At 73.5% G+C, this 19180-nt stretch carries 16 protein-coding genes; 2 read left to right on the forward strand and 14 right to left on the reverse strand.

The window, feature by feature from the left end; translation table 11 throughout:
• Window positions 1-20: 20 nt before the first annotated feature.
• From ACZ5FU_RS34660 to ACZ5FU_RS34695, 8 genes are all read right to left on the reverse strand, one after another.
• On the reverse strand, window positions 21-1493 hold the full coding sequence (locus ACZ5FU_RS34660) for a multicopper oxidase family protein (protein WP_469047907.1): 1473 nt from the start codon (window positions 1491-1493) through the stop codon (window positions 21-23).
• A 116-nt stretch (window positions 1494-1609) separates the two neighbouring features.
• On the reverse strand, window positions 1610-2368 hold the full coding sequence (locus ACZ5FU_RS34665; RefSeq protein WP_451528110.1) for a response regulator transcription factor: 759 nt from the start codon (window positions 2366-2368) through the stop codon (window positions 1610-1612).
• A gap of 100 nt (window positions 2369-2468) precedes the next feature.
• Window positions 2469-2906: a GNAT family N-acetyltransferase gene (locus tag ACZ5FU_RS34670; protein ID WP_451528109.1), complete on the reverse strand. Its 438-nt coding sequence runs from the start codon at window positions 2904-2906 to the stop codon at window positions 2469-2471.
• A complete protein-coding gene (gene purB, locus ACZ5FU_RS34675) occupies window positions 2890-4179 on the reverse strand; it encodes an adenylosuccinate lyase (RefSeq protein ID WP_451528108.1) in 1290 nt (429 codons plus the stop codon). The genes ACZ5FU_RS34670 and purB overlap by 17 nt, the downstream gene beginning before the upstream one ends.
• Window positions 4180-4204: 25 nt before the next feature.
• Window positions 4205-5710, reverse strand: a complete 1506-nt coding sequence (locus ACZ5FU_RS34680; protein WP_468840187.1) for a glutamine synthetase family protein — start codon at window positions 5708-5710, stop codon at window positions 4205-4207.
• Window positions 5711-5714: 4 nt separating this feature from the next.
• On the reverse strand, window positions 5715-7112 hold the full coding sequence (locus ACZ5FU_RS34685; protein ID WP_451528106.1) for an amidase: 1398 nt from the start codon (window positions 7110-7112) through the stop codon (window positions 5715-5717).
• On the reverse strand, window positions 7109-9049 hold the full coding sequence (locus ACZ5FU_RS34690) for a hypothetical protein (protein WP_468646416.1): 1941 nt from the start codon (window positions 9047-9049) through the stop codon (window positions 7109-7111). The genes ACZ5FU_RS34685 and ACZ5FU_RS34690 overlap by 4 nt, the downstream gene beginning before the upstream one ends.
• Entirely contained in the window at window positions 9046-9372 is a 327-nt protein-coding gene (locus ACZ5FU_RS34695; RefSeq protein WP_451528104.1) for a 4Fe-4S dicluster-binding protein, read from the reverse strand. The genes ACZ5FU_RS34690 and ACZ5FU_RS34695 overlap by 4 nt, the downstream gene beginning before the upstream one ends.
• A 214-nt stretch (window positions 9373-9586) precedes the next feature.
• Here ACZ5FU_RS34695 and ACZ5FU_RS34700 point away from each other — a divergent pair, with 214 nt between their 5' ends.
• On the forward strand, window positions 9587-10051 hold the full coding sequence (locus ACZ5FU_RS34700; RefSeq protein WP_451528103.1) for a VOC family protein: 465 nt from the start codon (window positions 9587-9589) through the stop codon (window positions 10049-10051).
• 71 nt (window positions 10052-10122) lie between these two features.
• On the opposite strand, the gene ACZ5FU_RS34705 is transcribed toward ACZ5FU_RS34700, so the two are convergent.
• The gene (locus tag ACZ5FU_RS34705; RefSeq protein ID WP_451528102.1) at window positions 10123-10575 is read right to left on the reverse strand and encodes a carboxymuconolactone decarboxylase family protein; all 453 of its coding nucleotides are present in this window, start codon (window positions 10573-10575) and stop codon (window positions 10123-10125) included.
• Window positions 10576-10754: 179 nt separating this feature from the next.
• Window positions 10755-12938: an MMPL family transporter gene (locus ACZ5FU_RS34710; protein ID WP_451528101.1), complete on the reverse strand. Its 2184-nt coding sequence runs from the start codon at window positions 12936-12938 to the stop codon at window positions 10755-10757.
• 213 nt (window positions 12939-13151) lie between these two features.
• Here ACZ5FU_RS34710 and ACZ5FU_RS34715 point away from each other — a divergent pair, with 213 nt between their 5' ends.
• On the forward strand, window positions 13152-14021 hold the full coding sequence (locus ACZ5FU_RS34715; protein ID WP_469047909.1) for a sigma-70 family RNA polymerase sigma factor: 870 nt from the start codon (window positions 13152-13154) through the stop codon (window positions 14019-14021).
• 76 nt (window positions 14022-14097) lie between these two features.
• Here ACZ5FU_RS34715 and ACZ5FU_RS34720 read toward each other — a convergent pair whose 3' ends face one another.
• The 4 genes from ACZ5FU_RS34720 to ACZ5FU_RS34735 all read right to left on the reverse strand — a co-directional run bounded on the left by ACZ5FU_RS34720 (window position 14098) and on the right by ACZ5FU_RS34735 (window position 19166).
• On the reverse strand, window positions 14098-15018 hold the full coding sequence (locus ACZ5FU_RS34720; RefSeq protein ID WP_451528099.1) for an alpha/beta hydrolase family protein: 921 nt from the start codon (window positions 15016-15018) through the stop codon (window positions 14098-14100).
• A complete protein-coding gene (locus ACZ5FU_RS34725) occupies window positions 15015-16601 on the reverse strand; it encodes an FAD-dependent monooxygenase (protein WP_469047911.1) in 1587 nt (528 codons plus the stop codon). Before ACZ5FU_RS34725 ends, ACZ5FU_RS34720 begins: the two co-directional genes overlap by 4 nt.
• A 92-nt stretch (window positions 16602-16693) precedes the next feature.
• Window positions 16694-18220, reverse strand: a complete 1527-nt coding sequence (locus ACZ5FU_RS34730) for an FAD-dependent monooxygenase (protein ID WP_469047913.1) — start codon at window positions 18218-18220, stop codon at window positions 16694-16696.
• Between the two features lies 1 nt (window position 18221).
• Window positions 18222-19166: an aromatase/cyclase gene (locus tag ACZ5FU_RS34735; protein ID WP_451528096.1), complete on the reverse strand. Its 945-nt coding sequence runs from the start codon at window positions 19164-19166 to the stop codon at window positions 18222-18224.
• Window positions 19167-19180: the final 14 nt, after the last annotated feature.

The raw sequence follows: 19180 nt of genomic DNA on the forward strand, positions 1-19180 counted from the left end.
CCTCTCCTGGCCGGAGTGCCTCATCTGATGTGCATGGTGGCCATCATGCCCCGCGCGCCGTGCTCGAACATGTGGCAGTGGTAGACGTAGTGGCCGCGGTAGCTGTCGAACACGGCCTGGAGTCTGACCGTTTCGCCGGGGGCGAGGAAGACGGTGTCCTTCAGGCCGCTCTCCCCCGGCTCCGGGGGGCGTCCGGCACGTTCCAGCACGCGGAACTGCACCAGGTGCAGGTGGAAGTTGTGCTCGGCGCGCGCGTTGGCGTTGGTGACGGTCCAGATCTCGCTGGTGCCGAACTTGACGGAGGCGTCGACGCGTTCGGGGTCGTAGACCTTCTCGTCGATGTAGGCGCCGGGGTGTTCGCCGCCCTCGTCCATGCGCAGCACCACGGTGCGTTCGGCGTCGGGGCGGGGCAGCGGGGGCAGGGTGCGCAGGCGGGCGGGGACGCGGCTGGGGTCGTGGGCGGTGCGCACCACGTCGAAGCGCAGCACCTCGCCGATCTCCTCGGCCGGGCCGGAGCCGGCGGTGTTCTTCAGCACCACGCTGGTGCCGACCGGGTAGCGGGAGAAGTCGACGACGACGTCGGCGCGTTCGCCGGCGGACAGCGCGAGGTGGTCGGTGGTGTGGGGGGCGGCGAGCAGGCCGCCGTCGGAGCCGATCTGGACGAGGGGGCCGCCGTCGGCGAGGCGCAGTTCGAAGCGGCGCTGGTTGGAGGCGTTGAGCAGGCGCAGCCGGTACTTGCGGGCGGCGACCTCGAAGTAGGGGTAGGGCACGCCGTTGGCGAGGAGGGTGTTGCGGGCCCGGTCGCCCATGGCGTAGGCGAGTTGGCCCTGGTCGTCGAAGCGGGCGTCGCGCAGGGCGATGACGACGTCGTGGCGTCCCGCGGGCAGCGGCAGGGCGCGTTCGGTGGCGTCGGTGAGCAGGTAGGAGCCGGACAGGCCGCGGTAGACGTTCTCCGCCTCGAGGTGGTGGGCGTGGTCGTGGAACCACAGTGAGGCGTGGGGCTGCCGGTTGGGGTAGTGGTAGACGCGGTCGGCGCCGGGGGCGATGACGTCCATGGGGTCGCCGTCGCTGTCGGGGGGCACGGCGGCGCCGTGCAGGTGCACCGCGGCCGGTACGGCGAGGCGGTTGCGCTGGCGGATGATCACGGGGCGGCCGGTGCGGGCCTTGATGAGGGGTCCGGGGAAGTGGCCGTCGTAGGTGAGGACGTCGGTGTGGATGCCGGGGAGGATCTCGGCGCGGGCGGGTTCGATGCTCATGTCGTACACGTCGGCCCTGCCGGCGGTGCTGCGGGGCCGTTTCACGGGCAGCAGGGGCATGGGCCGCCGGAACTTCTCCACCGCGGCCGCCGCGGTCGGGGCCGGGGCGGCCGGCGGGGTCGGGGCGGCCGGTGCGGCCGTCAGGTTCGCGGCGATCAGGGGGGCCAGGCCGGCGCCGGTCAGTCCCACCCCGGTGGTGGCGACCGCCACGCTCAGCGCACTGCGTCGGGTGATCATGGTGTTCTCCTGGACTCGTGTGCACGGCTGCCGTCGTGGGGGGCGGCTGTAGTCCAGCAAGGTGCGCTCGCGTCCGGCTCGTGCGGGGTGTTCGCAAGGTCGCGGGGCGGGTGGGTTCAGCCGGTGCCCAGTTTGAATCCGACGCCGCGCACGGTGACGACCCATCCGCTGCCGCCGAGTTTGCCGCGCAGGCTGCTGACGTGGGTGTCGATGGTGCGGCGCGACCAGAAGTCGCCCCACACCTGCTGCAGGAGCTGTTTGCGGGGGATGACCGTGTCGGGCCGGGAGGCCAGCAGGTGCAGCAGGTCGAACTCCTTGCGGGTGAGGGCGACGGGTTCGTCGTCGACGGTGACGGTGCGCGAGTCGACGTCGATGTGGAGGCGGCCGTGGCGGATCTCCCGGGCGGCGGCGGGCTGCCAGCGGGCGCGGCGCATCACCGCCTCGATGCGGGCCATGAGTTCGCGCAGCCCGTAGGGCTTGGTGACGTAGTCGTCGGCGCCGGCGTGCAGTCCCAGGACGCAGTCGAGTTCGCTGCGGCGGGCGGTGACGATGATGATCGGGACCCGGCTGACCTCGCGGATCGCGCGGCACACCTCCAGGCCGTCGAGGTCGGGCAGGTCGAGGTCGAGCAGGACCAGTTCGACGTCGTGGTAGGCCTGCAGGGCGGCTCTGCCGTGCCGGGCGCCGACCGGGTCGTGGCCGTGGCGGCGCAGCTGGGCGGTGAGCGATCCGGCCAGGGCGGCGTCGCCGTCGACGACGAGGATGCGCTGGCCGGTGGGGGCCCGGGCCGCCGGGGCGCCCGGCGGTGCGGGCCGGGTGGCCTCGGGTTCGGGGACGGAGGGCTCCAGCAGTGCCGGTGACGGAATGTGGCTCATGCCTCCCCCGTGGAATGTGCTGGGCGCGCCCGCGCGGGCGGCGGGCGGTGCCGGCGCGGGCCTTGCGCGGACGAACCTAGGGATGCGTGGTGGAGTCCGGCTACGGCTGTGCTCGCGGCCCCCGCAGGGGCGCCGCGGGGTCGAGGACCCAGGCCGAGTCGTGCCGGGTGAAGCCGGCGTGCGGGTAGTAGGCGGTGGCGGCGGGCGCGGAGAGCAGCACCACCTTGGCGTCGGGGGCCTCGCGGCGGGTGGCCTCCAGCAGGGCCAGTCCCACTCCGGAGCGCTGGTGGCGGCGGACCACGGCGATGTCGGAGAGGTAGGTGACGTAGGAGAAGTCGGTGATGCTGCGGGCGATGCCGATGAGGGTGTCGTCGGTGTCGCGGGCGACGACGACGAGGTTGGCCTGGCGGATCATCGCGGCCATCCGGTCGCGGTCGTCGACGGGCCGGCGCTCGCCGAGTCCGGAGGCGTGGTAGACGGCCAGGACCTCGTCGAGGTCGAGGTCGGCTCCGACGACGCGTTCAGTCTTCCAGCTCATCGAGGGTCTCCAATCGGCGCCGTACGACGTCGTGGTGGACGAGGAAGCGTTCGGGGCGCGGTTCCTCGCGCAGGGTGACGCCTTCCTCGGCCAGGGTGCGGGTGAAGGGCTGTCCGGTGGCCAGGGTCCGGTTGGCGGCCCGTTGTGCGGAGCGGTAGGCGTGTTCGCGTTCGGTGCCGTCGCCGAGGAGTTCGGCCAGGACGGCGGAACTGTAGACGAGGCCGTGGGTGCGGTCCAGGGCGGCCCGCATGCGGTCGGGGTGGACCTGGAGGCAGGACAGCAGTTCTTCGGCCGCGGTGGCCTGGAAGTGGGCGACGGCCAGGCTGTCGGGGAGGATGACGCGTTCGACGGACTGGTGGGCGAGGTCCCTCTCGTGCCACAGGGCGACGTCCTCCAGGGCGGTGGTGGCGTAGCCGCGCAGCAGGCGGGCCAGGCCGCACAGCCGTTCGCTGGTGGTGGGGTTGCGTTTGTGGGGCATGGCGCTGGAGCCCTGGTAGGCGTGGGAGCGGCGTTCCTCGACCTCGGCGACCTCGGTGCGTTGCAGCAGACGCAGTTCCAGGGCGATCTGTTCGACGCAGGCGCCCATCGCGGCGACGGCCTGGACCAGTTGGGCGTGCCGGTCGCGGGCGACGACCTGGCTGGGGGCGGGTTCGACGCCCAGGCCCAGTGACTGGCACACGTAGCTCTCGACGAAGGGGTCGATGAGGGCGTAGGTGCCGACGGAGCCGGAGATGGTGCCGACGGCGACGGCGTCGCGGGCCGCGGCGAGGCGGTGCAGGGAGCGGTCGACGGCGAAGGCGTAGCCGGCGAGTTTGTGGCCGAAGGTGGTGGGTTCGGCGTGCACGCCGTGGGTGCGTCCGACCATCAGGGTGTCGAAGTGTTCGAGGGCTTTGTCGACCAGGGTGCGGCGCAGGCGCCGTCCGGCGGCGGTGAGCAGGTCGGTGGCGCGGGCCAGGGTGTGGCCCAGGGCGGTGTCGACCAGGTCGTAGCTGGTCATGCCGAGGTGTACCCAGCGGGCGGAGGAGTCGGGGATGTCCTCGCAGTAGGCGGCGAGGAAGGAGAGGACCTCGTGGTCGCGGTCCTTCTCGATCTCGGCGACGCGGGCGGCGAGCGGGACGCGGGCGCGGCGCATGTCGCGGACCGCTTCCTCGGGTACGTGTCCGAGCCGGACCTGTGCCTCGGTGGCGAGGATCTCGACGCGGACCCAGCCGGCGTAGCGCGACTGGTCGCTGAAGAGGTCCGCCATCTCGGGCAGGGTGTATCGGGCGATCATGCAACGACCTCTGTTCTGCCGGGGGTCAGTAGGCCTCGAAGTACTCGCGCTGCTCCCATTCGCTGACCTGGCCGTCGTCGGGGCCGGTGGTGGCGCGCCAGGTGTCGTAGCGGTGCAGTTCGCTCTCCTTGAGCTTGGTCAGGCAGGTGGTGAGCGGGCGGCCCAGGAGTTGGTCGGCGCGGCCGGCGCGGAACGCGGCGAGGGACTCGGCCAGGGAGCGCGGCACGGACTGGGCGGCGGCCGGGGCGGCGGGGCCGGGGTGCGGGGCGGCTGCTCCGTCGAGGCCGGCGAGGCCGGCGAAGAGCTGGGCGGCGATGGCGAGGTAGGGGTTGGCGCACGGTTCGGCGCTGCGGTTCTCGATGTGGGCGCCGGTGCCGCCGCCGACCATGCGGAGCATGACGGTGCGGTCCTCCACGCTCCAGTCCAGGCGGGTGGGGGCCAGGGCGTGGCGGGCGTCCAGGCGGCGGTAGCCGTTGATGGTGGGCACCGACAGCAGGAACAGTTCGCGGCTGTAGGCGAGGAGGCCGTCGGCGTAGGCCTTGGCCTCGGCCGAGGGGCCGCCGGAGGGGCCGGTGGCGGCGAAGAGGTTGCGTCCGGTGGCGTTGTCGCGCACGGACTGGTGCAGGTGCCAGCCGCTGGGGTCGAAGGCGGGCAGGCGCGGCTGGGACATGAAGGAGGCGTGGTGGCCGCGCTGGGCGCACCAGCGTTTGGTGGTGGTGCGGAACAGCAGCATCGCGTCGGCGGTGTCGAGGGCGGACATGGGGCTGAAGGTGGATTCCACCTGGCCGGGGCCCGATTCGTGTTCCATGGAGCGCAGCGGCAGGCCGAGGGCGTTCAGGTGCAGGGCGAGGGGGTCGGTGATGTGGGCGACGGAGTCGTAGCGGGCGTCCAGGTTGAACTGGTAGCCGGCGTTGAGGGGGGTGACGTGCGGGGCGCTGCCCTGCAGGCCGAAGCCGTTGCCCTCGTGGCCGGGGGCGTCGTCGAGGCGCCGGGTGAGGTACCACTCGACTTCGAGGCCCACCACCGGTGAGTAGCCGCGTTCGGTGTAGGCGGTGTCCAGGCGGCGCAGCACGGCGCGGGCGGACAGCGGGTGGGGGGTGCCGTCGCGCAGGTACTCGTCGCCGATGACCCAGGCGGTGCGCGGCTGGGAGCCGGGGAGGGTCTGGAAGGTGAGGGGGTCGGGCACGAGGATGAAGTTGCCGGCGCCGGCGATCTCCTCCACGCCGAGGCCGGGGTCGCCGAGGAAGTCGACGGCGATGGCGTGTCCGGTGTCGAAGAGGAAGGGGCCGGGGCTGAAGTTCATGCCGTTGCGCAGGACCGAGCGGAAGGCGTCGGCGGTCAGGGTCTTGGAGCGGGCCAGGCCGTGCGGGTCGGGGAAGACCAGGCGGACGAGGTCGAGGTGGGCGAGGTCGGCCTCGATCTGTTCGGCGGCGGCGAGCTGTTCGTGGTTCCACAGGCCGTGGTCGGCGACGAAGGAGGGGGTGCCGACGGCGTCCTGGGGCGATACCGATTGCCATGACCGGGTGTACATGGTGTCAGGGGGTCCTTTCGGTGACGGGGACGAGCTCGTGCCGGGTGCGGGGCGCCGGCGGCGGTCCCAGTTCCGTCTCCAGCCGGTGCGCGGCCTCGAGGACCAGGTCGTCGGCGCCGACGGGGCCGACGAGCTGTACTCCGGCCGGCAGGCCGGCGGCGGTCAGGCCGGCGGGGAGGGTGACGGCGGGCTGGCCGGTCATGTTGAAGGGGTAGGAGGCGGGTGACCAGGCCAGCCAGAGCAGGTCGCGGGGGTCGGCGGCCCATGGCGGTGCGACGGCTCGCAGGTCGAAGGGTTCGACGGGGACGGTGGCCATGGCCAGCAGGTCGTGGCGGCTCATCACGGTGCGCAGCCGGGTGCGCAGGGACTGGCGGACCTCTTCGGCGCGCATCAGGGCGGCGGCGCTGAGGGTGCGTCCGTAGCGGACGATCTCCAGGCGGCCGGGGTCGCAGTCCTGTTCGTGGTGTTCGGGGGTGCCGGCCGCCTCGGCGGCGGCGAGGATGTCGACGAGGGCGGGGTAGAGGTCGTCGCAGCGCACGTCGATGCGTTCGACCCGGTGTCCCTGGCCGGCCAGGGCGTCCTTGGCCTGTTCGGTGACCTTGCGGATCGCCTCGGTGGTGCCGTCGTACTCGATCCATCCGATGCGCAGGCGGCGGCCGGTGCGGGGCAGGTCGAGGGAGCCGAGTGCGGAGTCGGGGTCGGCCGGGTGGGGGCCGGTGATGACGGCGGCCAGGGCGGCGGCGTCGGCGACGGTGCGGGCCAGGGTTCCCTGGTGGGCGAGGCGGTCGACGCCGTTGGGGACGTAGGGGACCTTGCCGTAGGAGGGTTTGTAGCCGGCCACGGCGCAGAACGCGGCGGGGATGCGGATGGAGCCGGCGCCGTCGGTGCCCAGGGCGCCCTCGCCCAGGCCGGTGGCGACGGCGGCGGCGGCGCCGCCGCTGGAGCCGCCGGCGGTCAGGTGCGGGGCGTAGGGGTTGGCGGTGGGCGGGGTGACGCGGCCGAGGGTGGAGGCGCTCCAGCCGTACTCGGAGGTGGTGGTCTTGCCGATGACGACGGCGCCGGCCCGGCGCAGCCGGGCGACGGCCGGGGCGTCCTGGCGGGGGCGCCGGTTGGGCAGCAGGGAGCCGCGGGTGGTGGGCAGGTCGCGGGTCTGCAGGAGGTCCTTGACGGAGACGGTGACGCCGAGGAGGGGGGTGGTGCGCCAGGCGTCGTCGCCGTGTTCGCGGATGCGCCGGTCGGCGTGGGCGGCGGCGCGCAGGGCCTCCTCGCCCGCGGCGGTGACGAACGCGCCCAGGGTGTCGTGTGTGCGGACGGCGTGGAGCACGGAGGTGACGTGTTCGACGACGGTGAGCTCGCCGCGGCGCAGGCGTGCGGTGAGTTCGCCGATGCCCGGGGCGGTCATCGGGTGGTGGCCAGGGGGTCGGGGCGGGCGGTGCCGGTGCCGGTGATGGTGCGCCAGTGCCATCCGGCGTCGAAGGCGGTGACCTCGACGGGGGTGCCGTCGGCGGTGAGGTCGGCGGCCAGGCGGGTGGCGGTGGCCACGAGGCGGGAGGCGCGGTGGGCGGCGAGGAGGTCGGCCTCGTCGAAGGGGGTGCCCGCGCAGCGCAGCAGGCGCAGGTCGACGAAGCCGTTGAAGGTGCGGCCGGCGATCTCGACGGGCTGGGGGGAGCGGATGGAGAAGCGCACCTTGTTGCTGACGTGGCCGTGGTGGTGCTGGTCGGAGAAGAACGCGACGTCGGGGATGGTCGGCGGCACGAAGTGGTCGCGGGCGGTGACGGCGGGGTGGCGGGGCAGGTTGCCGGGGACGAAGTGCCAGGAGTTGTACTGCATGCGGGAGGACATCGCCCAGGCGGCGTCGGCCATGGCCTGGAGGGAGTCGCCGAAGTGGGTGCGGGCCTGGGGGCGGGGCACCACGCAGCAGAAGTAGCGGGTGATGTCCCAGTCGCAGATGCGTGCCCAGTCCTCCGCGCGCAGCGCGTCGGTCAGGGCGGGCAGGGAGCGCATGCCGCGGCTCATGGCGAAGTCGGCGCGGAAGACCTCGGCGGCGGCGGTGACCGTCTCGTGGACGAGGGCTTCGAGGCCGGTGGCGAACGTGCCGTGGGGGCGGGCGAGCCAGGCGGGGTCGGCGGTGGCGGCGCGGCCGAGTGCGTCGAGGGTGGCGCCGTTCAGCGGGAGGCGCTCGCTCAGGTGTGCGCTGATCTCCTCGTCGTGGCGGTGCGCCCGTGCGGTGTCGGTGGCGATGCGTTCCACCTTGTGCATCAGCGCGCCGTGGATCTCGCGGTAGAGGGGGGCCTGGGCGAGGACCTGCCGGCGGCGGGCGCCGAGGGCCTCGGCGAGGGTCTTGAGGTCCTCCACGCCGGGTGAGGCGGCGGGGGCGAGGGTTTCGCCGGGGACGCTGTTGTAGGAGCGGCGGACGCGTTCGAGCATGGCGGCGACGTGGTCCAGGCCCAGTTGGGTGCCGTTGGCCTCCTCGATGCGGCCGAAGCCGGCCGAGCGGATGAGGAGGGTGAGGGCGACGACGAGCTGGACGTCGTGGTCGGACCACAGTTCCAGGGGCAGTTGCTGCAGGCTGCTGAGGGCGCAGTCGGGGTGGCCGGGCCACAGGGTCTTGCCGGTGAGGTTGTTCTGGTCGCGGAAGTTGGTGTACTGGCGGTGCTCCTGGTAGAGGACGAAGGGGGCGGTGCGCAGGGCCGCTTCCTTGGCCTGTGCGAGGAGTTCGTCGCGGCCCTTGTCGCCCTGGCGGTCCAGCCAGGTGCGGCAGTCGGCGACCGCGCGGGCGGTGCGGGCGGCCGCGCGGTTCATCTCGGCGTGGTAGGCGCGGGCGGCCTGCGGGGACCACGGCACGCGCAGGACGCCGCCGACCAGTTCCCGCCGGTCCAGGGGGCCTTGGGCGGGGGTGCGCAGGACGATGCGGCCGGTGGTGGCCAGGGCGAGTTCGCCGGTGAAGACGGGTTCGCCGGTGAGGACGGGTTCCTCGTCGGCCGGTGCGGCGGGGCCGGCGGCCGGGATGGTGCCGGACGGGCCGTCGGGGCGCCAGGTGAGCTGCCACAGGGCGGCGAGGGCGGCCTCGTCGCGGGTGCTCAGGGCGCGCAGCTGGACGTCCGCGGGGACGTGTCCGTCGAGGCTGAGCAGGATGTCGACGGAGGCGCGCAGGTCGGGGGCGGTGCGGGCGCGTTCCCAGACGTGGCCGAGGAGGGCGGGGAACCCGGCGTGGGGGTCGCGGGCGCGGTCGGGTCCCGGTGCGGTGCCGGCGGGGGTGCCGAGCCGGCTGGGGCGGCGGCTGACGCGCTTGCGGGCGTTGGCCGCGCGGCGGCTCTCGTGCTCGGCGTCGCCGCTCATGAGGGGCTCGCGGAGAGGTCGATGTGGCTCCACAGGCCGGCGTCGGTGGGGGTCCAGTCCTCGTCGACGTAGATGCAGTCGACGGGGCATTCCAGGACGCAGGCGGGGCAGCCGGAGCACAGTTCGGGAATGATGACGACGTCCAGGCCGCGGTCGAATATGGCGCCGAACTCCTCGGGACAGCTGCGCAGGCAGCTGTCGCAGGTGATGCACTCGGAGGTCTCTATGCGGCGCGGTGGTTTCTTCCAGTTCTCTCCGCGAGTCCGCGCGGCGATCCGCTCGGAACGGGCGGATCGCGCCTCCGGCAATGCGTTCTCGCTCACGGACACTCACCCTTCGGGTCGGTTCGGCACGACCATCACTGCCGCCCACATCGTTACGGCGTCTTCTCGATGACTCCATGAGCTTCGGTGGTGGCGTGCTGGACCGTTGTTCAACCGGTGAATCGCCCGGTTGAACAGGGTCGTGGGGTGGTTACCGTCGTCGGAGGGGGAAACCGCCCGGACCCCCTTCGACCACGGAGTAGGAGCAGCCACGATGCCTGCGACGCCGGCGCCGAAACTGATGACGTTCCTGGCCTTCAAAAACGATGCCGAGGAGGCGTTGGGGTTCTACACCTCGCTCTTCGACAACAGTGAGGTGCACCGGATGATCCGGGCCCGGGCCGGGGAGGCGGGGTGGGAGGAGGGAACGCTGCAGCACGCCCTTTTCACGCTCGACGGGCAGATGTTCATGTGCACGAACATGCCTCCGCCGGGGGCGGTGGGATACGACCTGGCGCCGTGGGAGTCGTATACGTTCTCGCCGGCGACGGCGATATACGTGCAGTGCGGATCGGAAAGCGAATTCGACCGGCTCCATGCGGCGCTTTCCGAGAAGGGTGAGGTCATCATGCCGGCGGGGGCGTACGAATTCAGTGCCCGGTTCGCGTGGTTGACCGACCGGTTCGGTGTGGCGTGGCGGCTGAACCTGGTGCCGGCGCGGGGGGCGCGCCGGGGGTGAGCCGGCGGGCACGGGTCAGGCCCGGTCCACCGCGGGGTGGGCCGGGCCTGTTCCTGGGCCGGGTCGGGGGGTCAGCCCCAGGCGCCGGCGATCTGCTTGGTGGTGATGTTGAGCCGGTTGAAGAAGTTGGTCAGGGAGACCATCAGGACCAGTGCGGCCAGGCCCTTGTCGTCGTAGTGGGCGGCGGCGCGCTCCCAGACGTCGTCCGGGACCGGGTCGCTGCGGTCGGCGAGGCGGGTGGCGGCCTCGGCCAGTTCCAGCGCGGCGCGCTCGGCGTCGGTGAAGTAGGACGTCTCGCGCCAGGCGGCGACGGCGAACAGGCGCTCCTCGGTCTCGCCGGCCTTGCGGGCGCCGCGGGCACCGGAGTCCACGCAGGGGCTGCAGCCGTTGATCTGGCTCGCGCGCAGGTGGACCAGGTCGAGGGTCGTCTTGGAGACGCCGCCGGAGTAGATGGCCTTGTACATCTCCTGAATGGGCTGCGTGGCCTCGAGGATCATCGCCGGGTTCTGCAGGCGCGCTTCCATGGTCATTCCTCTCATCGATCAGTATCCGGCGCCGCTGGCCGGCGGCGTCACTTCTATGACGAACGGGGGCGGGTGAGTGTGACAGGGGCGGGCCGGCGGGTCCGGGCGGGGGGCGCCGCGCCGCGGGGGATTCGGCGCGGCGCCCCCCTTTTTTTTCCGTCCGGCGGCGTGTCGGTGTGTCAGGCTCCGACGTCGACGCGGGCGGTCTGCGACGGGCGCTCGCTGGGCGGCGGCGCCTCGTCCTCGGGGTGGCCCGGGCGCCAGATGCGCGCTCCGATGCCGAGGGAGAGGGCGGGGATGAGCAGGCTGCGCACCAGGAAGGTGTCCAGGAGGATGCCGATCGCGATGAGCAGGCCCTGCTGGAGCGAGGCGACGGTGGGGATGGCGGCCAGGACGCAGAAGGTGGCCGCCAGGACGACGCCCGCGGAGGTGATGACCCCGCCGGTGACGGTGAGGCCGGTGAGGATGCCCTCGCGGTGTCCGCGCAGGCGGACCTCCTCGCGGGCGCGGGCCATGAGGAAGATGGTGTAGTCGACGCCGAGGGCGACCAGGAACAGGAAGCCGATCAGCAGCAGGCCGCGGTCGATGCGCGGGTAGTCGATGGCGTGGAAGAGCAGGGAGGCTGCGCCGACGGCGGCGGCGTAGGAGAGGACCACCGAGGCCAGCAGGACGAGCGGGGCGACCAGGGCGCGCAGCACCAGGACGAGCATGAGCATGACGACCGCGAGGATCAGCGGGATGAGCAGCATCTCCTCGTCGCGCTGGGCGTCGGCGGTGTCGAGGGCGATGGCGGTCTGGCCGCCCACGACGGCGTCGGCGCCGTCGCCGGGTGCCTTGTCCAGGGCGGTGCGCATGCGTTCGACGGTGTCCTGGGCGGCGGTGGTGTCGGGGGCGTCCTCGAAGACGGCGGTCAGGTGGGTCCAGCCGCCGGCGGTGCGCTGGGTGGCCACCGATTCCACGCCGGTGACGTCCTGGACGGTGCGCAGGGCGGCGTCGGCCGCGGCGGCGGGGACGTAGATGTCGGCGGGGGCGGCCGATCCGGCGGGGAAGTGCTGGGCGAGCAGGCGCTGGCCCTCGACGGAGTCGACGGTCTTGGTGAACTGCTCGGCCTGGGTCTGGCCGGTCTCCACCGTGGTGGTGCCCAGGGCCAGGAGGGCCAGGACGCCCAGGGAGGCGGCCCACACGACGCGGGGCCGGCGCCCCACGGCCTGGGCGACGCGGGCCCAGGTGCCGTGTTCCTTCTCCACGTCGGCGGCTGTGCCGGGGGTGTGGCGGGGCACGAAGGGCCAGAACGTCCAGCGGCCGAGGATGACGAGGAGGGCGGGCAGCAGCGAGGTCATCGCCGCGAACACCACCGCGATGCCGATGGCCACGACGGGGCCGAGGCCGCGGGTGGAGTTCATGCTGCCGAAGACCAGGCACAAGGTGGCGACGGCGACGGTGGCCGCGGAGGCGGTCAGGGCCGGCATCGAGTGGCGCACGGCGACGCGCATCGCGTCGTGGCGGTCTTCGTGGCGGTGCAGTTCCTCGCGGTAGCGGGCGATCAGGAGCAGGGCGTAGTCGGTGCCGACGCCCACGCACAGGATCATCAGGATGTAGGCGCTGAGTCCGTTGACGAGCAGGCCGGCGTGTTCGGCCAGGAGGTAGACCACGCCGCTGGCGACCTGGCTGGCCAGGAAGACGGTCAGCAGCGGGACCAGCCAGAGCACCGGGCTGCGGTAGGTGAGCAGCAGCAGGACGGCGACGACGGCGAGGGCGGCGCCCAGCAGGGCTCCGTCCATGCCGCTGTAGACCTCGGCGAAGTCGCGGACGCTGCCGGCCTCGCCGGCGATGCGGATGTCGAGGCCGTCGGGGGCGTCCTTCTTGACGATGTCCTCGGAGGCGCCGACGGCGTCGGTGAGGACGGCGTTGTCGCTGGGGCTGGTGCGCAGCGGGTAGCTGAGGAAGGCGGCCTTGCCGTCGGCGGAGACCTGGGGCTCGGCGACGTCGCCGACGGCGACGTCGTCCTGCAGGGCGGCGCGGTCGGCGGTGATCTTCTCGCGGTCGGCGGCGGTGAGTCCGCCGCCGCGGGCGTAGATGACGACGGCGGTGCTGCGGTCCTTGTCGGCGAAGTGCTTCTCGGCCAGTTCGACGGCCTGGGTGGACTGGGCGCTGGAGGGCAGCCAGGTCTCGGGGTCGTTGTCCTGGACGTCGCCGAGTTTGGCCGCCAGGGATCCGCCCGCGGCGATCAGCACGAGCCAGATCAGCAGCACGGCCCATTTCGAGCGGCGGCCGCTGACGATCGTCGCGTAGCGGGACAGGAACCCGGTCTCGGTGTCCGGGTTGTCGCTCCGGGTGACTTTTCTTGGCCGTAAGGTCGTCATTTCCTGCTCACAAGGGTCGGGGAGCCTGCTCTCGGGGGCTCCGAGCGGAATCCGGGAGAGAGCGCGGCACGGCGCGGCGCCCTGTCGTGGCCTGCGACCGCATCCCGTCACACGCGGATGGTCCCGTTCGTCACTGCTATGACGGCCGGCGGCGCGAAGATGTGACAGGCGCGGGTCACACATCGACCGAGATCGAAGGGGACGACGGTGGTCATGCAGGAGAACGAACGCCTGGCACGCACGTTCGAGGAGAAGCGTCCGCGGCTGCACGCGGTGGCCCACCGCATGCTGGGGTCGACCGACGAGGCCGAGGACGCGGTGCAGGAGGCGTGGATCCGGCTGCACCGCAGCGACACCGACAGTGTGGAGAACCTCGACGGCTGGCTGACCACGGTGGTGGGGCGGGTCTGTCTGGACATCCTGCGGGCCCGCAGCCGTCGTGAGGAGTTCTTCGAGGAGCACGCCGACCCGGCGGCCGGGCCGCGTTCGCAGGACGCCGCGGATCCCGAGCAGGCGGCGATGCTGGCGGACTCGGTGGGGCTGGCGCTGATGGTGGTGCTGGACACCCTCGATCCGGACGAGCGGCTCGCCTTCGTGCTGCACGACACCTTCGCGGTGCCGTTCGCCGACATCGCCGCGATCATCGGGCGCAGTCCGGCGGCCACCCGGCAACTGGCCAGCCGGGCGCGGCGGCGGGTGCACGGTGCCTCTCCGCTGCCCGACCTGCGGCGCCAGCACAAGATCGTGGACGCGTTCTTGACGGCGGCCCGCAACGGCGAGTTCGAGCGGCTGCTGAGCCTGCTGGCGCCGGACGCGGCGATGCGGGCCGACGACACGGCGGTGCGCATCGGCGCGGCTCCGCTCACCCGGGGTGCCCAGGACGTGGCGAGCGTGTTCTCCGGTGGCGCCGAGGCGGCCCGGATCGCGCTGGTCGACGGGTCGGTGGGCGCGGTGTGGCAGTCGAAGGTGCGGCCGATCGTGGTGTTCCGCTTCACCCTGGAGGACGAGCGGATCACCGCCATCGACCTGGTGGCCGAGCCCGAGCGGCTGCGGGAGCTGGACGTGGTCGTCCTCGACGCCTGACCGCCGCCTGACCGCCGCCTGACCGTTGCCGTCCCCGTAGGGGCGGGGCGGGGGTGGTCAGGCGGGGCGGGGGTGGTCAGGCGGGGCGGGGGGCGGCGGGGTCGGGGGGCAGGCACTCCTCCAGGAACGCCAGGGCCCGCAGGTGGTAGGCGCGGGCTGCCCAGCCCAGGCTGATGTTGTGGCCGGCGTCCGGCTGGCGTTCGACCAGGGCGCGCGGGGAGGCGGTGAACTCGGCGGCCAGTGCGGCGAGTTCGGTGTCCTCGTGGTGCCACCAGCGTTCGTGCTCGGCGAAGGTGACGCGTACCGGCACCCGCACCCGGGGGGCGAGGCGGGGGAACAGGTGCGGCCAGTGCGCCAGGTCGGCCGCCTCCCGGGCGGGCATGGGCGCGACCACGGCGGCGCCAGCGCGGAAGGTGCCCGGCGGGTACAGCCGCAGCGGCCCCCAGTGCCGGCGCTGGTCGGCGGTGCGGCCGGCGCGTACGTCGTCGGCGGCGGCGGGTGTGTAGCGCCGGCCGCAGCCGGAGACGTCCACGCCGAGCAGCGGGCCGCCGTCGGGGGCGTGGGCGGCGAGGGAGAGGGCCAGTTTGCCGCCGAAGGAGTGCGCCAGCAGCAGCAGGCCGGCGCCGGCGGGGTGGCGGCGGGTGAAGTCGGTGAGGGCGGCGTGCAGCAGCGGGGTCTGGTCGGTGACGCCGAGGCCGTCGGGCAGTGCGGCGGCGGACCTGCCGTAGCCGGGGCGGTCCACCGCCAGCACGTTGTAGCCCAGGCGGGCTCCCAGGCGCAGCAGGGACAGCTCCGGGCGGGCTCGTGCGTCGAAGTAGGCGGCGGTCATCCCGCCGCCGTGGACGGCCACGACGGTGGCGCGCGGGGTGCCGGTGGCGGGCCGGCTCAGCAGGGCGGACAGGGGGACGCCCGCCGCGTCGAGGACGATCTCGCGGACGTCGCCGGTGCCGCGGTCGGGGTGGGGGCCGGGTCCCGGGGTGGCGCGGGCGGTTGTCACCGGGCGGCGCGTGCGTCGCCGAACCAGTGGCCCAGCGCGTCGGCGAGCGCGGGCCCGCGGTCGCCGGGGTCGCCGCTGGTGGGAGAGGTCCACACCACGTGGCCGTCGGGGCGGACCAGGACGGCGTCCAGGCCGGCGAGGACGTCGGTGGTGCCCTCGGCCGGTTTGGCGGTGGCGGTGACCGTGTCGACGCGGTCGCTCCAGGGGGCGGCGGCGGCGCGCAGCGCGGGGTCGTCGGCGAGGTCGAGCAGGACGCCGCGGGCGGGGTGCAGCAGGCGGAAGGTGTCGCTCTCGCCGGCGGCGCCGGTCAGGGGGCGCTTGGCGAGGCGGCGGCCGAGCAGGGGGTGGGCGGTGCCGGTGTCCGGGTCGGCCCCGTCGGCGGGGGCGGCCTCGTCGGCGGGGGCGGGGGTGGTGACGTCGTAGCGGATGTCGAGGTGGCTGACGATGCCGGCGAGGTGTTTCCTGACGGCGTCGTGGGCGAGGAGTTCGGTGAACAGGGCGCGCAGCGGGTCGGCCTGTTCACCGCCGAGGAAGACGGTGCCCTGGGCGCGGGTGTTGGTCAGCAGCCGCTGTCCGACCGGGTGGCGTTCGCCGTGGTAGGTGTCCAGGAGGTGGGCGGGGGCGGTGCCGCGTACGGTGGCGGCCAGTTTCCAGCCGAGGTTGACCGCGTCCTGCACGCCGGTGCTCAGTCCCTGGCCGCCGGCGGGGAGGTGGATGTGGGCGGCGTCGCCGGCCAGCAGGACGCGGCCGCGCCGGTACCGGCTCGCCAGGCGGGCGGCGTCGCTGAAGGAGCTGACCCAGGCGGCGCTGCCGGCGCTGATGTCCTCGCCGGTGATGTGCTGCCAGGCGGCGGCGACCTCGGCGAAGGTGACGGTGTCGTCGCGGTCGCGGGCGGGGGTGCCGTGGGGGCAGACGATGATGCGGTCGACGCCGTCCTTCAGGGGTGCGGCCATCACCATGCCGTTGGGGAGGCGTTCGCCCAGGAAGCGGGGCTTGAGGTGGCAGCCGACGACGTCGGCGAGGAACATGGTGCGGCCGGCGGGCAGTCCGGGGAAGTCGAAGCCGGCCGCCTTGCGCACGGCGCTCTGGCCGCCGTCGCAGCCCACCAGGTAGGCGGCGCGCAGCCGCCGGGTGCCCCGGCCGGTGGCGAGGGTGATCTCGACGTGGTCGGCGTCGAGGAAGCCGTCGGCCAGGGCGGTGAGTTCCCAGCCGCGGCGGATGTCGGCGCCCAGGGAGAGCGCCCAGTCCTCCAGGACGGCCTCGGTCTGGTTCTGCGGGATGCCGCGGGCGCCGAAGTGGGCGTCCTCCAGGGCGGTGTAGTCGAACTGGACGCCGCCGAAGTGGCCCAGGGGGCTGACCTCGAGGGTGTCGCCCTGTCCGAAGGCGGGCAGCAGGCCGCGCTGGTCGAAGACCTCCATGGCGCGGGCGGTGAAGCCGAGGCCGCGGGACTGTCCCGTGGGCTCGGCGAGGCGCTCGACGACGGTGACGCGGGCGCCGCCCAGGCGCAGTTCGCCCGCGAGCATCAGTCCTGTCGGTCCGGCGCCGACCACGATGACGTCGGTGTCCACCGCTGTGCCTGCCATGGTGTCCTGCCTCTCGGGGCTTGGGGGTGCGGGGGTGTGCGGGGCGGCCGGGGCCGCGGGGCGGGGGTGGGGGTGGGGGTGGGGGTGGCCGGTCAGCGGGGGCGGCCGAACCAGCGCTCCAGTGCGGCCGGGAGGCGTTCGGCGGCGGCCGGGTCGGTGCCCGTGCGGGCCGTCCAGATCACGTGGCCGTCCGGGCGTACCGCCACGGCGGCCAGCCCGTCGAGTTCGTCGCCGGTCTCGAGGCGGGCGGCGACCAGGTCGACGCGGTCGGACCAGTGTTCGGCGACGGCCGGGACCCGGCCGTCGAGGCCGAGCAGCAGTGCGCCGGGGCGGCGCAGGAGTTCGGCGGTGGTGCAGGTGGAGCTGCCCACCCTGAGCCGGGCGTGCGGCAGGCGGCGGCCGAGGAGCGGGTGGCCGGTGCCGCAGGTGTCGTAGCGGATGTCGAGGCCGCTGATCATGCCGGCGAGGCGGGTGCGGACCGGTTCGTGGCCGATCAGTTCGGCCAGGACGGTGCGCAGGGGTTCGACGTCGCGGTTGCCGAGCAGGAGTGCGGCCTGGGCGCGGATGTTGGCCAGGACGGCGCTGCCGACGGCGTGCCGTTCGTCGTGGTAGGTGTCCAGGAGGTGGTCGGGGGCGTGGCCGGCGACGACGGCGGCGAGTTTCCAGCCGAGGTTGAAGGCGTCCTGCAGGCCGAGGTTGAGGGCCTGGCCGCCGATGGGCATCTGGCGGTGGGCGGCGTCGCCGGCGTACAGCACGCGGCCGTGGCGGTAGTGGGTGAGCTGGCGGTTGGCGTCGTCGAAGTGGTTGACCCACAGGGGTTTGCCGGCGCTGATGTCCTCGCCGGTGACGCGGTGCCAGGTGGCGGCGAGTTCCTCGAACTGCGGGGGGTTGGTGCGGGGGCGGGCGGGGGTGCCGAACTCGTGGACCATGACGCGGGTGACGCCGTCGGGGCGGCGGGCGGCGATGGCCAGGCCGCGCGGCAGGCGCTGGAAGCGGCGGTCGGGGACGGTGATGCCGTCGACGTCGGCGCGCAGCAGTTCGCGGGTGGCGTCCTGGCCGGGGAAGCCGGCGGCGGTGAGGCGGCGCACGGTGGAGTCCTGGCCGTCGCAGGCGACGAGGTGGCCGGCGCGCAGCCGGACGGGGCGTCCGTCGCGTCCGACGGCTTCGGCCTCGACGGCTTCGCCGTCCTGGGTGAGGTCGAGGAGCTGGAGGCGGTGGCCGCAGCGGATGTCGGCGCCCAGGGAGAGCGCCCATTCCTCCAGGACCGATTCGGTCTTGGTCTGCGGCACCTTCCACTGGCCGGGGTGGGGGCCGGGCAGGGTGAGGTCGAGGGGGATGCCGCCGAAGTGTCCGCGGGGTTCGTGGGGCGGGCCGGCGAGGTCGGGCAGCAGGCCGCGGCTGTCGAGGATCTCCATGGTGCGGGCGTGCAGGGTGGAGGCGCGGGACTCCTTGGTGGGGCGGTGGCGCTGTTCGACGACGGCCACCCGCACGCCGCGCAGGCACAGTTCGGCGGCGAGCAGGAGTCCCACGGGGCCGGCGCCGACGATGATGACCTGGGTGTGCATCACGGCGGTGGGGGCGGCGGTCCGGCGGGGGCGGTCCGCGTGCTGCGCGCTCATGTCAGTTCTTCCGCTCCGCGTAGTCCTTGGCGTGGCCGAGGGTGGCGCGGCTGTTGGTGCTCAGCGCGCTGTGGACGTAGGCGCGGGCGTCGGCGACGGTGGCCTGGTCGCCGAGGATCTTGGCGATGGTGGCGGTGTTGAGGCAGACGGTGTGCTGGGAGCTGGCCTCGGTGGTGCCGGCGCCGGTGTCGGTGAAGGTCCACACGCCGGTGTGCAGGGTCATCAGGGCGGGCAGGGTGACCTGCTTGTAGGCGATCTTGGTGGGGGCGAAGGCGACCCGGTAGGACTTGGTGGTGTGCACCGAGCCGTCCTTGGCGCGGGTGTCCATCTCCAGGGTCTGCAGGCCGGGGGTGGGTTCGTCGAAGCGGACGGTGGCCACGTGGGGCAGCCGCTGGGGCCAGTGGCCGGCTTCGTTGACGAAGTCGAAGACGTCCCTGGCGGCGCCGTCGATGTGGACGGTGTCGGTGAAGGAGAAGAGCAGGTCGTCGGTCTCGGCGGTGTGGACGCGTTCGACGTTGTCCTTGAGGGCGGCCAGTTCCGCGGTGCTGTTGGTGTCCACGGCCTGGTCGATCCACCGCAGGTGGCCGGGGTCGTCGTCGACGGCGCGGTAGTCGTGCAGCAGGCGGACGCGCGAGGCGCCGGGGCCGAGGGGTTCCACGATCCAGGTGCCGCCCATCGCGGCGACGGGGGCGGTGGTGACCTCCTGGCGGAAGGTGATGCGCAGGCCCTGGGGGTCCAGGGTGCGGCGTGAGGTCCAGTTCTTGGCCTCGCCGTTGGCGGTGGCCCAGATGCGGATGCGTTCGGTGTGCTCGCCCGTCGCCTCGTGTTCGACGTGGATGGTGGGCGGGAAGATCTGCGGCCAGTGGCCGACGTCCGCCAGCAGGCGGTAGACCGTGGCGGCGGGGGCGCCGATGGTGATCTCGTGCTCGACCTCGCGCGTCGTCATGGGGGCTGCTCCTT

The sequence above is a fragment of the Streptomyces sp. NPDC031554 genome (assembly GCF_055580685.1).

What these genes read in the sequence shown, in the direction of transcription:
- ACZ5FU_RS34660 (WP_469047907.1), bottom strand. Translation starts at nt 1,493, where the DNA reads ATGATCACCCGACGCAGTGCGCTGAGCGTGGCGGTCGCCACCACCGGG.
- ACZ5FU_RS34665 (WP_451528110.1), bottom strand. Translation starts at nt 2,368, where the DNA reads ATGAGCCACATTCCGTCACCGGCACTGCTGGAGCCCTCCGTCCCCGAA.
- ACZ5FU_RS34670 (WP_451528109.1), bottom strand. Translation starts at nt 2,906, where the DNA reads ATGAGCTGGAAGACTGAACGCGTCGTCGGAGCCGACCTCGACCTCGAC.
- purB (WP_451528108.1), bottom strand. Translation starts at nt 4,179, where the DNA reads ATGATCGCCCGATACACCCTGCCCGAGATGGCGGACCTCTTCAGCGAC.
- ACZ5FU_RS34680 (WP_468840187.1), bottom strand. Translation starts at nt 5,710, where the DNA reads ATGTACACCCGGTCATGGCAATCGGTATCGCCCCAGGACGCCGTCGGC.
- ACZ5FU_RS34685 (WP_451528106.1), bottom strand. Translation starts at nt 7,112, where the DNA reads ATGACCGCCCCGGGCATCGGCGAACTCACCGCACGCCTGCGCCGCGGC.
- ACZ5FU_RS34690 (WP_468646416.1), bottom strand. Translation starts at nt 9,049, where the DNA reads ATGAGCGGCGACGCCGAGCACGAGAGCCGCCGCGCGGCCAACGCCCGC.
- ACZ5FU_RS34700 (WP_451528103.1), top strand. Translation starts at nt 9,587, where the DNA reads ATGCCTGCGACGCCGGCGCCGAAACTGATGACGTTCCTGGCCTTCAAA.
- ACZ5FU_RS34705 (WP_451528102.1), bottom strand. Translation starts at nt 10,575, where the DNA reads ATGGAAGCGCGCCTGCAGAACCCGGCGATGATCCTCGAGGCCACGCAG.
- ACZ5FU_RS34710 (WP_451528101.1), bottom strand. Translation starts at nt 12,938, where the DNA reads ATGACGACCTTACGGCCAAGAAAAGTCACCCGGAGCGACAACCCGGAC.
- ACZ5FU_RS34715 (WP_469047909.1), top strand. Translation starts at nt 13,152, where the DNA reads ATGCAGGAGAACGAACGCCTGGCACGCACGTTCGAGGAGAAGCGTCCG.
- ACZ5FU_RS34725 (WP_469047911.1), bottom strand. Translation starts at nt 16,601, where the DNA reads ATGGCAGGCACAGCGGTGGACACCGACGTCATCGTGGTCGGCGCCGGA.
- ACZ5FU_RS34730 (WP_469047913.1), bottom strand. Translation starts at nt 18,220, where the DNA reads ATGAGCGCGCAGCACGCGGACCGCCCCCGCCGGACCGCCGCCCCCACC.
- ACZ5FU_RS34735 (WP_451528096.1), bottom strand. Translation starts at nt 19,166, where the DNA reads ATGACGACGCGCGAGGTCGAGCACGAGATCACCATCGGCGCCCCCGCC.